Consider the following 13,809-nt stretch of genomic DNA (forward strand, 5'->3'; position numbering starts at 1 on the left):
ACATGACATAAATCTTGCTTGAAAACAGGGCTATATCGTTGAATTCCACCCAGTTTCGCCTCATTCTATGTCAAATTCTGACGTAATTGCGCTGTAGTAACGAACTGTAGTGGAATTGCTGCCAGTATGCCTTTTCGTACATTCTAGTGCGAATTGGAGTTGAGTATGTTGTTGCCGGTTTGTGGGTATTGCTGATGGAAATTTCTGATACGAGATACGTTCCGATCTCGGTTTTTTCTGTATTTGCTGGTGCAGGTTGTCTGTTCCTGACCGTGGCTATCGCTGCGTCTAACATGATCTTGCCCAATGCCGATCTGTCAACAACACACAACTACACGGCATTTACACCAACAGAAGAGACTGAGAGCCTACCGGTTGTTGCCGACGTTCAGCCTGAACCTACGGTGCCCGAACAGCCAATTAAAGTCGAAGTCGAGTATGTAAACTTGGTCGAGCCTGCAACTTTGGTTGATGTGTCGAACGGGCTATCTGCACCTTTGATTTCGACCACCGCACCAAACCTGACACCTGATTTCAATCCAATCGCCCGTAGTACGGGTTGGAAGAACACCCGCCCTGTAGACGCACCCGAAATTCTCGCGTCATTGGGTGGCCTTCAGATCGCTCCACCTGTCGTGCGCGAAATCGAATCCCGCCTGTCTGACAAACGGTCGGCGGCAGCCGATGTGCTTTTGTCTGAGCTTCTGTTCATAGACACAGCAGACCGAGCAGACCTTCTTGGACTTCTGGGAACAAAAGAACATGTGGTTGATTATCCACTTGCTGGGCCGAAACTTGCATCATTAGGCCCTACAAGCTCTGAAACACTGTTTCCTGATGTATTTCTAGATCTTCTGCCAGCTCAAAAAGAAGCTGCTTTGTCCGAACCCGAAACCGCAATCACGGAAGAAGTGGTTACAGCAAAACCTGAAGAAGCTGTGCAATCGGACGAAGCCATTCAGCCGGAGCTAGCCGCGCCTAAGTTGGCGACATACACCCTGAGACCACAACCTCGACCAGCTCGTCCTGTCGTGGTTGAACAGCCCGTCGTGGCAGAGAAGCCAGAGGCACCAAAACCGGAAGCCGTAGCCCCAAAACCGCTGAAAATCAGCAACGTTTCAGTCGCAGGAAGCAAACGTGTTTCTGTTGTTGGAGTCTTTCAAACCCGAACTGCTGTCTGGGCTTTGCTGGCGCTTGAGAACGGTCAGATTGTGAAAGTTACCAAAGGCACACAGCTGAGCGATCTACGTGTATCACGCATTCGCGGAGACAAGATCTGGATCCGAACCGGTAATTCAGAAAAAAGCCTGCGTGCAGGTGATGTGATCATGGTGAACTAATAAGTTTGCCGCACCAATTCAATCATCAGCAAACAATCAAGATCGCGTTGTGAAGATTAATTGTGGTGCCGCTGATAGGACTCGAACCTACTACCCCATCATTACGAATGATGTGCTCTACCTGATGAGCTACAGCGGCCCACTTGCTGCACAACGACATATCGCCCGGCAGCGTTGGGGGTTTTAGACCTGCCGTTTGCTTTACGCAAGCAAAAATGCCCTCGTTCTGGGCGCATAAAAAGATGGACGATCCCCCCGGTTTTCAGGTTAGTCTCGGTGTTGGCGCTTTGCGCCCAAGACATCAGGGGACAACATTATGACCGAAGCTGCGATTATCTGGGAGTGGGTGGGATTTGCCGTGCGTTGGCTGCACGTCATTACAGCCATCGCCTGGATCGGTTCATCATTCTATTTCATCGCACTGGACTTGGGCCTACGCAAAGCACCCGATCTTCCCAAAGGTGCGCATGGGGAAGAATGGCAAGTACACGGCGGCGGGTTCTACCACATCCGCAAGTTCCTTGTGGCCCCTGAAAACATGCCCGAGCATCTGACATGGTTCAAATGGGAAAGCTACGCCACGTGGCTTTCTGGTGCTGCGCTTTTGATGATCGTCTATTGGGTCGGGGGTGAATTGTACCTGATCGATGCCGCCAAGTCTGATCTGGTGCTGTGGCAGGGGATCCTGATTTCAGCCGCTTCACTGACGATTGGTTGGCTGGCCTATGACGCGCTGTGTAAATCCGGCCTAGCGGCACGTCCGACGGCGCTGATGGTCCTGTTGTTCGTGCTCTTGGTGGTGATGGGTTGGGGATATAACCAGATTCTTCACCGGCCGCGCGATGATGCTGCATCTTGGTGCGTTTACCGCGACGATCATGACCGCAAACGTCTTTCTGATCATCATGCCGAACCAGCGAATTGTCGTGAAGGATCTGCAAGAGGGCCGCGCCCCGGATGCCAAATACGGCAAGATCGCCAAGCTGCGGTCGACCCACAACAATTACCTGACGCTTCCGGTCGTGTTCCTGATGCTGTCGAACCACTATCCGCTGGCTTTTGCATCACAATACAACTGGATCATCGCCGCACTTGTGTTCCTGATGGGGGTTACGATCCGGCACTATTTCAACTCGATGCATGCCCGGATTGGTAAACCCACATGGACATGGGCCGTGACGGCAATTCTGTTCATCGTGATCATGTGGTTGTCCACCGCTCCGCTGGAACAAAGCAGCTGGGATGACGAAGATGCGCGCGCCTTAACACCAACTGAACAGGTCTTTGCCGATGCACAAGGGTTTGAGGATGTGACGGACATCGTTCTGGGCCGTTGCTCCATGTGCCATGCACGCGAACCTGGATATGAAGGCATCCATCGCGCACCCAAAAACGTGCTTCTTGAAACAGCGCCAGAAGTCGCGAAATGGGCCAAGTCGATCTATCTGCATTCGGGCCGCACGACGGCCATGCCGCCAGCTAATGTCAGCTATATGGAACCAGAAGAGCGTCAAGCCATCGTCGCATGGTATCAAGCGGCAACGAACTGACGCCGCCTGATCAGATCAGTGTACGACGGGCTTTTCGTCGGCTTCTTTAACAACTTCACCTTCCAGAACCATCGGCTCTGCGTCGTCAGCATCGTCGTTCTGGTCCGGTTCTTCCTCAGGTGCATCACCGACCACCAAGGGCAACATTTCAGCCCCTGCGGGCACAGCGCCTTCGGCCTCGGGTGCTTGTTTCCAAGCCAGAGTGTCAAACCCATCGCAGTTGTTACACACCGGAAGCCATGCCGCGTGTACGTGGTTACAGCTTTCGCATACCCACTGAGGGCCGCGTGGTGCAGACACAGCTCGCACAAGAACTGCGCGTACATCGTGATCGGATGCACCTTCACCACGTTCAATCGCAGCCAACAGTGTCAGGGCGCGTTGCGATGGCAATGTGTCAGGCAAATCGCCCAGCGCTTTGCGCGCAGCCGGATAATCTTCAGCCGCGATATTAAGTTCAGTCACCAACATTCTTGTCTCAGGGTTTCCATCCTGATGCTTCGTAAGAGCCCGGAATCGCTTGATCCGTTCTGCCGGGCTTTCGTCCGGTGCAATCTCAGCAAATGTCGCCGCCAGATCTGGGTGAGGCTGCGCGGACCATGCCTTGACCAGAACGCGCGCAGCATATTTCGGCTTCCCATCTGCAATATATCCGCGTGCAGCCATCACCGCGGCTGGAACAAGATCTGGGGACAAACGATTGGCTTCAATGGCTGCTTCACGTGCCTCGACGGGATTGCCGTCTTTCATCACGCCTTTCGCCTCGGACAAAGCCAAAACAGCATCGCGACGTTTGTGAACATCGCGGGGCAAAGCGCCGTATTTCAATTTGGCGCTGAGGGTCTTGCGCGCACCAGCCCAATCATTGTTCTGTGCCTGAAGACCCAGAAGAACATCTTGAGTTTCGGTATGACGCGGCTTCAGTGCGAACGCCTTTTCCGCCAGCTTCATCGCCGTTTCGGTGTCACCCTCTTCCAGCTTCTGCTTCATGATCCCACGCACACCGACAAACTGGGTACGGTCGTCTTTCAATAGACGTTTATAAACCTGAGCCGCCTTACGCTTGTCGCCCGACATTTCGGCCGCCTGTGCGGTCAGAAGGTTGGTCAATTCGGGGCGGCGCAGATACTTTTCTGCCCGGGCGGCTTTCGACATCGCGGTCGAACTTTCGCCCGATGCAATCGCCATCAAACCCTCTGCCAACGCCTCGTATCCTTTACGTTCGCGCGAACGATCGAAGTAACGCGAAATCGCTGTTTCATCGCCATTCACGAAACGAATGAACGCAATGATCAGACCAATTACAATGATGGCCAGCCAAATCGCTGCAACCAAAAGCACCCCAGCAATTACGGCTTGAAGAGGCTCCATGTTAAACTCGGTTCCGCCAACCGCGACGCGAACGCCCCCGTCAGTTTCCATGAGGAAACCAGCACCCAGCGTCAAAAGCGCAATCGCTGCGATGAAAAAGACAATCTTAATCAAAGACCAAAGCATCGGCGTATCCTCAATTCGTGTTCAATTGCTGGGACAGGGTCAGCGCGTCAGCCAAGGCGTCACGGCGCGCAGTGGCGCTGGCGATCCATGGTTCAAGCGCTGGTTTGCCCGCATCAGGCATGGCAGCAAGTTCAGACAATACTGTATCCAGTTGGCCCGTCTTCAACGCAGCCTCGGCGCGTGACAGGATTGCGTCCGGGTCATCACCCTCTTTCGGTTCAAGGGACCGTGTACCCAACTGAGTACGGAAAAATGCGGCAACCCGATCCATCGAGCCTTCGTCAACTGCGGCCCGAATGGCAGCATCCAGTGATGTCCGCGCGGCTTCAGGGAAACTTGCTTGAAGCGCCTGCTGGGTTGCCAGACCATCCGCGGCGACCGACGCAAGGGACGTAGGCGCAGTCAGGCCAGCATTTTCTGTCAGATCAAACAACGCATCGCCAAATGGCTGACCGGTTTCAATGGCCGCATGAACGCGCGACATAGCAGCCCGTGCTGCAGCAGCTTTTGCAGTTTCGGCGGCCGAAACCTCAAGCGTTTTAGCATCTTCTTTTTGGGACGTGATGCGCGCAAGTTCGGTATCCAGCATTTGGCGCATCTGCTGCAACTCGCGTTCATACGCAGTGGCTGCGGCGGCTGCAGCTTCCATACCCGAACCTTGGGGAAGCTTTTCAACGGTATGCACGCGGTTCTCAAGCTCGGACAGCTTTTCTGTCATGCTGTCAAACTGCGTTCTCAACTGATCCATCGCACCAGAGGTCTCGCCCCGTAGCGTATCCACCGCATCATCGGCTTCTAAAACCTTAAGGCTATCTGCTTGCGCAGAGCTGTTGCTTTCCAATCCAGCCAAGCGATCCTTTAATGCCGCCAATTCAGCAACCATCGGATCTTCAACGCCCTGAGCAAACGGCCATTGGTCCGGGTATCGTGCAGCGCCAAAGCCAAGTGCGGCGGCAACCGCCCCGCCCAGAAGCATCGGCATAAAGCCTGCCCCACCGCGTTTTTGCGCCGCGACAGGTTCTTGAATGGTTTCAGCAGGTGTTTCAGGTCGGTCTGCAACGTCTTCCATAGGCGTTTCTTCGCCATCAGGGATCACAGCGTCTTCCAAGGTCAGAACGCCATCTTGATCTGATGCGGTCGCGTCATCGCCTTCTGCGGGATTTTCAGGTGTAGATCCCTGATCCTCGTCCAGCTTGGTTTCTTCGACGACAACGGCATCTTCTACCGCTTTCGTCTTTGCCTTGGCTGTTTTCGGGGATTTGGCCAATGTAACGAACCTTTCGAATCTCACCTAAAATGCTGCAACTGCGTATTGCAGCCTACCGCTTGCCTTCACGTCGCTCAAGCAGACTAGTCGCAAATGGCTGCGACAATCCCTCTCACCATGGCGTCTCCGGTTGGCTCCTGAACGACATGACAGGTGGTGCCCGTCGCCCTTTGCCATGCAGAAGCAATCGCCGCGCTCATTCCAATTACGTGGAGATGCGGCCCCGGTTTCGCAATGCTTTCCCCAACCAATCGAGCTGAACGCGGTGAGAAAAGGGGAAGCAAGGCTGCGTCTTCCCCTTCCAGAACTATCCGCGCCTGGTCCGAAAGCGGCTGCGCTGCTTGTTCATAGACTTGAATGTCCCGACAAGACCGTCCCAACACGGCCAATCTACCCGCGATATCCACGGCCTTATGGGATCCGCAAAGATGCAAAAGCTCATGATCATCCGGAAGAGCTTGCATCGATTGAAGCAAGTTTTCAGCATCTAAAGCCACGGTTTTGACAATCGCACCGTTTTCTTGCGCGGCGCGTGCGGTACGCTCCCCGACACAATGGGCCACAACATCCATTAACTCTCCGCGCACGGCCTGTTCCGAAGTCAGGATAACCTCTGACCCGGTTGGCAATTCGGGCCATGTTCCAACACTTCGGATATGAATGACTGGTGACATCACATGCAGAACCGCATGACCGACCTGGTTTTCCACCTGTTCCAAAAAACGCAGTGCCACCACCTTGGGGCGCGTCAGTACAAGGATTGGAGCATTGGACATAATAGCGGCCGGGATTGTCTGTAAACTGTCTTGGTGTTACCCCGACCCGACCCACCGCCGCAACAGATCGCTTGAGAAATGACCAATTCAGATCGACCACTTACCGTTCTCGGGCTGGAAAGCTCGTGCGATGATACCGCGGCTGCGGTGGTGCATCACACGCCAGGACAGGCACCCGTGGTTCTGTCTTCGGTGGTAGCGGGTCAGACCGATCTGCACGCGGATTTCGGCGGTGTCGTGCCCGAGATCGCAGCCCGTGCCCATACCGAAAAGCTGGATAGCTGTGTAGAACAGGCTCTAACACAGGCCAAAATGACACTTTCTGACATGGATGCCATTGCCGTAACCGCCGGTCCCGGCTTGATCGGAGGTGTTCTGGCGGGGGTTATGTGCGCCAAAGGTTTGTCGATTGGATCAGGTAAACCGCTTATTGGGGTCAACCATCTTGCAGGTCACGCGTTGACGCCACGCCTGACCGATCAGGCCGCGTTTCCCTATCTCATGCTTCTGGTCTCAGGCGGGCATTGCCAGTTTCTGATCGCCAAAGGGCCTGAAGACTTCACCCGTCTTGGAGGCACCATTGACGATGCGCCGGGCGAAGCATTCGACAAAACGGCCAAGCTTCTTGGATTGCCTCAACCCGGCGGCCCCTCGGTCGAAGCGGAGGCAAAAAAAGGCGATCCAACCCGTTTCAAATTTCCACGCCCGCTATTGGACCGGCCGGGGTGCGACATGAGCTTCTCTGGCCTGAAAACAGCCCTACTGCGTGAACGTGATCGTTTGGTCGCGGAACATGGCGGATTAAGGGTGCAAGACCGCTCGGATCTGTGCGCGGGCTTCCAAGCAGCTGTACGCGATGTGTTGGCCGAGAAATCCCGCCGTGCCTTGAAAGAATACCTTCATTTGAACCCAACGGCACCTGCCCTTGCTGTAGCAGGCGGTGTTGCTGCAAATATGGAAATTCGTGGTGGATTAGAGACTGTTTGTGCAGATCACAACACCACATTTCTTGCACCACCATTGTCCTTGTGTACGGACAACGCCGCCATGATTGCTTGGGCGGGAATCGAACGGTTCCGAAACGGCCAGCAAGACGACATGACTTTGCAAGCACGCCCCAGATGGCCACTTGACCAAAGTGCGCCGGCAATGTTGGGTTCGGGCAAGAAGGGGGCAAAGGCATGAGCATTTCAGTTCTGGGCGCAGGCGCATTCGGCACCGCTTTGGCAATTTCACTGGCGCAGGATGGCCGGTCCGTTGGGCTTTGGGCGCGTGAACCGGGCGACATGGCCACAACGCGCGAGAATACTCGGCGTCTTCCGGGGTTTGGTTTCCCCGACAGCTTGACAGTCCTCAGAAATGTCGAGGACGCTCAGGAATCCCAGATCATTCTTCTTGCGGTTCCTATGCAAAAGCTGGCTGATTTTCTGGCAGATAATGTGACCCTATTGCGGCACAAAACGCTTGTTGCGTGCTGCAAGGGGATCGATCTGAAAACCGGGCTTGGTCCTGCTGAAATCATCCGAAAAACCTGCCAAACCGCGACCCCCGCAATCTTGTCAGGTCCCAGTTTTGCCGTCGACATTGCTGCCGGATTACCCACCGCGCTGACCTTGGCTTGTGAAGACGGCGAAGCGCTGCAAGCGGCCTTGTCCACAAGCAATCTACGCCTGTACCGCAGCACCGACCTTGTTGGGGTCGAAATTGGGGGCGCGTTAAAGAATGTTGTCGCCATTGCTTGCGGCATCGCTATTGGGGCGGGTTTAGGTGAAAGCGCTCGGGCCGCGCTGATGACACGCGGATATGCTGAAATGCAGCGCTATGCGGCCCTGAAAGGCGCGCACCCCGAAACCTTGGCAGGACTATCAGGGTTCGGCGATCTGACGCTAACCTGTTCATCCGAGAAATCGCGAAACTACTGTTTCGGATTGACCTTAGGGCGTGGCGACCCATTGCCAGAAGGCACCACTGTTGAAGGGCGCGCGACAGCCAAAGCAGTCTCTAACCTTGCGCAACAAGCAGGTATTGAGATGCCGATCGCCCAAATGGTTGTCGCCGTACTGGACAATCACCTTACCATCAATGAGGCTGTGGACATGCTTTTGGCCCGGCCGCTCAAGGAGGAATAGATGCTCGTAGCTGTGATATGCACTGATAAACCCGGTGCTCTTGAAACCCGAAAAGCCAACCGCGATGCGCATCTGGCCTATATCAAAGCCTCCGGCGTTGTTGCACAGGCCGGTCCGTTTTTGGATGCTGACGGCATGATGTGTGGATCGCTTTTGGTTCTGGATGTCGCCGATATGGCCGCCGCAAAGGCCTGGGCCGATGGTGATCCCTATGCCAAGGCCGGGCTGTTTTCCGATGTGCGCATCGAGCAGTGGAACAGGGTTGTAGGCTGATGGCGTACTGGTTGTTCAAATCCGAGGTCTCGACCTGGAGTTGGGACCAGCAAGTCGCCAAAGGTGACGCGGGCGAGGAATGGGATGGCGTACGCAACTATCAGGCACGCAACCATATGCGCACGATGAAAGTCGGAGATCTTGGCTTCTTCTATCACTCTCAGAAAGAGAAAGAGATCGTAGGCATCGTCGAGGTCGTCGCGGAAAGCCAACAAGACAGCACAACAGACGATGAGCGTTGGGATTGCGTTGATATCAAAGCCGTTCGCGGCTTGTCCAACCCGGTGACTTTGGCGATGTGCAAAGAAGACCCGCGGCTTGCGGATATGGTTTTGGTGAACAACACCCGTTTGTCAGTTCAGCCCGTCACCAAGGTAGAATGGGACATTGTCCTTGAGCTTGCCGGAGACAGTTGACAAAGGGCCCGCCACTCTGATCGCATAGAACCATGCGAACAGGAGGATAATTTCATGTTGGAAGTCATAGTCGCAGCCATAGCTGGTTACGCATTCGGTGCTGTTTGGTACATGACACTTTCAAAACCGTGGGTCGAAGCTTCGGGCATTCAGATTGATGAGAATGGGAAACCGAACAATTCGTCAGACCCGAAGCCCTATATCGTTGCGTTCTTAGGGGCGCTTGTCGTTGCAGGAATGATGCGCCACATCTTTGCGATGGCAGGCATTGATAGTGTCGGAAAGGCGTTGGTCACCGGCCTAGGGCTGGGGCTGTTCGTTGTCCTGCCGTGGATGATCAACAACATCATGTTCAGCGACCGCTCTAAATCTCTGATCTGGCTGGACGGCGGGTATGCCGTCGGTGGCTGCACCGTAATCGGGCTTGTACTTGGTGTGATGTAGATAACAAGAAGGGGTCCGACGTCTCGAACCCCTTCTTCACCCCACGTGCTCCCTCAGCACCACACGTGTCTCTGATAAAAGGTCCGACCGTCCTGGTCTTCGTATTTGAAGCTACTTGATAGCCGCCGCGAGCTCAACCATTTAGCACGTAAAATACCTTTCAATTGCAACGCGTTACAGTAGTAGATCTTTAACAAATACAAAAAGCGCGACCGATTAGGCCGCGCTTTGTTTTGGAAATCTGTCAGGCAAATTTAGCCGTAGACGGACTCTTTCCCGAAGTGCTTCACCAGCATGTAGTAAACCACAGCGCGATATTTGTTACGCTCACTGCGGCCGTAGGTTTCGAGGACGGCATTGATCGCGTCCATCAATTGCGGACCATCTGCAAGGCCAAGCTTCTTGATCAGGAAGTTGTCTTTAACGGTTTCAAGTTCACTTTCCTGACTCCCGGCCACGGTCGATGCATCGGCATTGTAAATCGCCGGTCCACACCCGATAGTCACCTTCGTCAGAAGGCCCATATCCGGCGACATGCCGCACTTGTTCTTCAGATCATCTGCGTATTTTGCGATCAGATCGTCACGCTTTCCCATTTTCGTCTCCCAATTTGCTGGTTGTCTAATTAAATCCATCAAAACATTAGGCTCAAAACTGTCATCCTCAAAGGAAAAGTTTGCCTCAGCATTCCCCCTAGGTTTTTCCGCCTATTTGGCGCAGGATGTCCGCGACACACATAGCTTAAGGAGAAAACAATGGGTCTTTGGAGTTTCGTAAAAGGCGCCGGTAAGTCGATTTTCGGTGGCGGTGATGAAACTGCTTCGGCAGACACACTGAACAAAGAGGTTGCCGATCTTGGCATCGACACCTCCGGTTTGGACATCCAAGTAGACGGCGAAAAAGTCGTCGTAAAAGGCGGCGAGAACCTGAGCGCGGAAGAGCGTGAAAAGGTCATTCTTGCGGTCGGCAACGTTGAAGGCGTGGCCGAAGTTGAAGCCGAATTGGACAATGATCCGACTTTCCACACAGTTGAAAAAGGCGACACCCTGTGGGCGATCGCTGAAAAAACGCTGGGCAATGGCGCGCGCTACAAAGAGATCTTTGAAGCCAACAAGCCAATGCTGAAGGATCCTGATCTGATCTACCCCGGTCAGAACCTGCGCATCCCTAGCTAATCAGTTCGATTAACTACTTTGATTGCGGCCTTGCTTGCGCGAGGCCGCAATTTTATTTTGGAAAATCGTTGCCGTTCGCAACTTTCGGCTTGAGCCGCCGCCGAATTCCCTGTCTCATCCTTCCGACCAATTGACACGAGGGAACACAGGACATGGCTTCATATCTTAAATCCACACCGACGCGTGACGGCTATTTCGGCGAATATGGCGGTGCAATGCTGCCACCCCCGCTAGAGCCGCATTTCAAAGAAATTCGCGAAGCCTATGACCGGATCTCGAAGTCGGCAGATTTCATCGCAGAGCTGCGCCATATCCGTAAACATTTCCAAGGGCGCCCGACCCCCATTTCCTATTTGAAAAATCTGTCCGAGCTCTGCGGCGGTGCGCAGATTTATGCCAAACGTGAAGATTTGAACCACACGGGTGCGCACAAACTGAACCATTGCATGGGCGAAGGTCTTCTTGCCAAATTCATGGGCAAGAAAAAGCTGATGGCAGAAACCGGTGCCGGCCAGCATGGTGTGGCTCTTGCCACTGCCGCGGCCTATTTCGGTCTGGAATGCGAAATTCACATGGGTGAAATCGACATTGCCAAAGAGGCCCCAAACGTCACCCGCATGAAACTTCTGGGGGCCGAGGTTGTTCCCGTGGGCTTTGGCGGTCGGTCGCTGAAAGAAGCCGTCGACAGCTGCTTTGGAAGCTATATGGAACAAGCCGACAGAGCGCTGTTCGCCATCGGATCAGTCGTTGGTCCACACCCTTTCCCGATGATGGTACGCAATTTCCAGCATATCGTAGGCCTTGAGGCGCGCGAACAATTCATGGAAATGACAGGTGAACTGCCTGATATGGTTGCTGCATGTGTTGGCGGTGGGTCGAACGCGATGGGTCTGTTTTCAGGCTTCATCGACGATGACGGCGTCGAGCTTTTTGGCGTCGAGCCGATGGGTACCTCATCCAAACTGGGTGAACATGCGGCCACCATTTCCTTTGGCGAAGACGGCGACATTCACGGCTTCCGCACCATGGTTCTGAAAGACGAAAACGGTGAACCCGCACCGGTGCACACCGTGGCCTCGGGTCTGGATTATCCGGGCGTCGGTCCGGAACATGCGCATCTCTATCGCACCGGGAAAGCCAACTATACGGCTTGTGATGACAAAGAAGCGTTGAATGCGTTCTTCTCGGTCAGCCGTCACGAAGGCATCATTCCCGCGCTTGAAAGTGCTCACGCCGTTGCCTTTGCAATGCGCGAAGCGCCTAAGCATCCGGGTAGGTCGATCCTGATCAACATGTCAGGACGTGGCGACAAGGATATCGACTATGTGACGGAAACCTTCGGCTTCGGCGACGACGCCTGATCGCCGCAGACCATCACACGAAAAAGGGGGCCACTGGCCCCCTTTCTTTTGCCAATTTCTTGACGCCTTCAGAATTGGAAACCAACGCGCAGCGACGCTTGGTTTGCGATCGCTTCACCCCCACCGGGGATCGTCTCATATCGATTATGGGTCAGCTCACCACCAACAAACATGTGGTCGGACAGTTTGTGATCATACCCGATACCAACCAGATACCCTTCAGCGTCGCCACCTGATGACACTTTGCTGCGCAGGTAACCGGCGGTCCCGTAAAGAAGCCCCTGTTCACCAAGCGCAAACCCGTAGCGGGCTTTTACCTTCAGTTGGTTCTCCAGCTGGCCACCAGAGCTCAGACCGATCTCGGGGTTTGAATACCCAAGTTCGACACCGGCAACCGAACCGCCAAGATCAAAAATGTAACCAGCAAACCCGCCATAGACGGTTTCATTGTCTTCTGAAAAGCCGGAAGACGGTTTCGAGATTCCTGCTTCCAGACCGCCATAAAAGCCCGTCCAATCCTGTGCCGAAGCGGCAATGGGAAGACAGCTAACTACAGCCAATGCTGCGACTGTTTTTCTTATCATTGTTCTCTCCTCAAACGCCAAAAAGCGAGACTATTCCTGCCTGAATAGCCTTTGCGCCAACACGACGCAGCCATAGCCTAGCCCTTGGTCAAAGGCGCAACAATTGTCGGAAATCCGCCGATGAGGGCCAAATTGGCACAAAGCCGCCACCGCGTTTGCGGGTGTGAGCCGATGTAAGAAATATTTCAGAAAGTTGTTTGGACGGGGCCTTGAAGGCCGATCAGTTCACCCCAAAGACAGCCTATCGGCAGAATCCCCATCCATTGCTTTGCAGATGGAAATGATCAGCATGCAATCGGTTGTAGTCTGGCCCAAGTACAAGACGGAACCACATACACGACCCACGCCACACTTGGTGAAGGAATGCGGCTTCGTTTCCGGTGCCCTTCCAATCCTTCAACAATGTCAGCTTTCGCCCGTCCGACAATCGCACTCCGGTAATGTCGAAGGCCGATGCCGTTGCATGGCTGCTCCACGCGCTTTCAGTCCCGCGCGATGTACGCATCTTGCGGCAATTGTAACTTCCTACATGCAAAAGCTGCGACACATCCGTCCCCAAATGCTGACGGGCAGCTGGTTGAACATCGTGATGTTCCCACATCGCAAGACGCAACGCGGTCGCGCAGCGGGTTTCCACCGCGGACACCTTGGCAGTCACAACAGACGAAAGGCTACCGCGATGGGCGATTCCGCAATGTGCGCCGGAAACCAGATCTTCCATCTTGGTGAACTGCACACCAGCATTCGACAGCACATCCCGACATATCGCCCCATCACGAGACGCCGCGAACAGCTGCCAGCGCGTAACGGGCGTCACTGGTGCTTTGATGTCCAAGGGACGCGTCGGGTTCCAATGATCAGGCAGTACGCTGTCCGGTCTGACAATCAACCACATCGCGAACAATGCAACGATCGCGATGGACAGAGCAGATGACAAAAGGAAAAGCGCCGCCCGTTGCAGCAAAGGGCGGCGCTTTTGTTCTTCTTCCATATCCCG

The 13,809-nt window shown here is 54.3% G+C and carries 14 protein-coding genes, 1 tRNA gene and 1 pseudogene; 9 read left to right on the forward strand and 7 right to left on the reverse strand.

The genetic code is table 11. The features are described from left to right. The first annotated feature begins 194 nt into the window (after window positions 1-194). A complete protein-coding gene (locus AC0L6A_RS00995) occupies window positions 195-1,340 on the forward strand; it encodes a hypothetical protein (protein WP_473291620.1) in 1,146 nt (381 codons plus the stop codon). Between the two features lie 63 nt (window positions 1,341-1,403). Here AC0L6A_RS00995 and AC0L6A_RS01000 read toward each other — a convergent pair. Beyond that, window positions 1,404-1,479 (reverse strand) — tRNA-Thr (locus AC0L6A_RS01000). Between the two features lie 177 nt (window positions 1,480-1,656). Here AC0L6A_RS01000 and AC0L6A_RS01005 point away from each other — a divergent pair. After that, window positions 1,657-2,890, forward strand: a pseudogene (locus AC0L6A_RS01005) (urate hydroxylase PuuD). Window positions 2,891-2,905: 15 nt separating this feature from the next. Here AC0L6A_RS01005 and AC0L6A_RS01010 read toward each other — a convergent pair. From AC0L6A_RS01010 to AC0L6A_RS01020, 3 genes are all read right to left on the reverse strand, one after another. Then, on the reverse strand, window positions 2,906-4,387 hold the full coding sequence (locus AC0L6A_RS01010) for a heme biosynthesis HemY N-terminal domain-containing protein (protein ID WP_473291622.1): 1,482 nt from the start codon (window positions 4,385-4,387) through the stop codon (window positions 2,906-2,908). Between the two features lie 10 nt (window positions 4,388-4,397). Continuing rightward, window positions 4,398-5,654: a COG4223 family protein gene (locus AC0L6A_RS01015; protein ID WP_473291623.1), complete on the reverse strand. Its 1,257-nt coding sequence runs from the start codon at window positions 5,652-5,654 to the stop codon at window positions 4,398-4,400. Window positions 5,655-5,737: 83 nt separating this feature from the next. Next, window positions 5,738-6,430, reverse strand: a complete 693-nt coding sequence (locus tag AC0L6A_RS01020) for a uroporphyrinogen-III synthase (protein ID WP_473291624.1) — start codon at window positions 6,428-6,430, stop codon at window positions 5,738-5,740. 78 nt (window positions 6,431-6,508) lie between these two features. Between AC0L6A_RS01020 and tsaD the strand changes: the two genes are divergently transcribed. Genes tsaD through AC0L6A_RS01045 form a run of 5 tightly spaced genes read left to right on the forward strand, consistent with a single transcriptional unit; the run spans window position 6,509 to window position 9,692 of the window. Next, window positions 6,509-7,615: a tRNA (adenosine(37)-N6)-threonylcarbamoyltransferase complex transferase subunit TsaD gene (gene tsaD, locus AC0L6A_RS01025; RefSeq protein ID WP_473291626.1), complete on the forward strand. Its 1,107-nt coding sequence runs from the start codon at window positions 6,509-6,511 to the stop codon at window positions 7,613-7,615. Continuing rightward, window positions 7,612-8,559, forward strand: a complete 948-nt coding sequence (locus AC0L6A_RS01030) for an NAD(P)H-dependent glycerol-3-phosphate dehydrogenase (RefSeq protein ID WP_473291627.1) — start codon at window positions 7,612-7,614, stop codon at window positions 8,557-8,559. Before tsaD ends, AC0L6A_RS01030 begins: the two co-directional genes overlap by 4 nt. Continuing rightward, on the forward strand, window positions 8,560-8,832 hold the full coding sequence (locus tag AC0L6A_RS01035) for a YciI family protein (RefSeq protein ID WP_473291629.1): 273 nt from the start codon (window positions 8,560-8,562) through the stop codon (window positions 8,830-8,832). After that, on the forward strand, window positions 8,832-9,248 hold the full coding sequence (locus AC0L6A_RS01040) for an EVE domain-containing protein (RefSeq protein ID WP_473291630.1): 417 nt from the start codon (window positions 8,832-8,834) through the stop codon (window positions 9,246-9,248). Before AC0L6A_RS01035 ends, AC0L6A_RS01040 begins: the two co-directional genes overlap by 1 nt. Before the next feature lie 54 nt (window positions 9,249-9,302). Beyond that, window positions 9,303-9,692 (forward strand): DUF1761 domain-containing protein, encoded by a 390-nt coding sequence (locus AC0L6A_RS01045; RefSeq protein WP_473291631.1) that lies wholly within the window; start codon window positions 9,303-9,305, stop codon window positions 9,690-9,692. Window positions 9,693-9,946: 254 nt separating this feature from the next. Here AC0L6A_RS01045 and AC0L6A_RS01050 read toward each other — a convergent pair whose 3' ends face one another. Then, window positions 9,947-10,288 carry a DUF2853 family protein gene (locus AC0L6A_RS01050; protein ID WP_473291633.1) on the reverse strand — a complete coding sequence of 114 codons (342 nt, stop codon included), beginning with the start codon at window positions 10,286-10,288 and terminating at the stop codon, window positions 9,947-9,949. A 159-nt stretch (window positions 10,289-10,447) separates the two neighbouring features. Here AC0L6A_RS01050 and lysM point away from each other — a divergent pair, with 159 nt between their 5' ends. Continuing rightward, on the forward strand, window positions 10,448-10,867 hold the full coding sequence (lysM, locus tag AC0L6A_RS01055; RefSeq protein ID WP_473291634.1) for a peptidoglycan-binding protein LysM: 420 nt from the start codon (window positions 10,448-10,450) through the stop codon (window positions 10,865-10,867). A 152-nt stretch (window positions 10,868-11,019) separates the two neighbouring features. Further along, window positions 11,020-12,228 carry a tryptophan synthase subunit beta gene (gene trpB, locus AC0L6A_RS01060; RefSeq protein ID WP_473291635.1) on the forward strand — a complete coding sequence of 403 codons (1,209 nt, stop codon included), beginning with the start codon at window positions 11,020-11,022 and terminating at the stop codon, window positions 12,226-12,228. Window positions 12,229-12,296: 68 nt separating this feature from the next. On the opposite strand, the gene AC0L6A_RS01065 is transcribed toward trpB, so the two are convergent. Then, window positions 12,297-12,812: a porin family protein gene (locus AC0L6A_RS01065; RefSeq protein WP_473291636.1), complete on the reverse strand. Its 516-nt coding sequence runs from the start codon at window positions 12,810-12,812 to the stop codon at window positions 12,297-12,299. A 241-nt stretch (window positions 12,813-13,053) separates the two neighbouring features. Continuing rightward, window positions 13,054-13,803: an extensin-like domain-containing protein gene (locus AC0L6A_RS01070; RefSeq protein WP_473291637.1), complete on the reverse strand. Its 750-nt coding sequence runs from the start codon at window positions 13,801-13,803 to the stop codon at window positions 13,054-13,056. Window positions 13,804-13,809 lie beyond the last annotated feature (6 nt).

The sequence above is a fragment of the Aliiroseovarius sp. D2-2 genome, assembly GCF_055809455.1.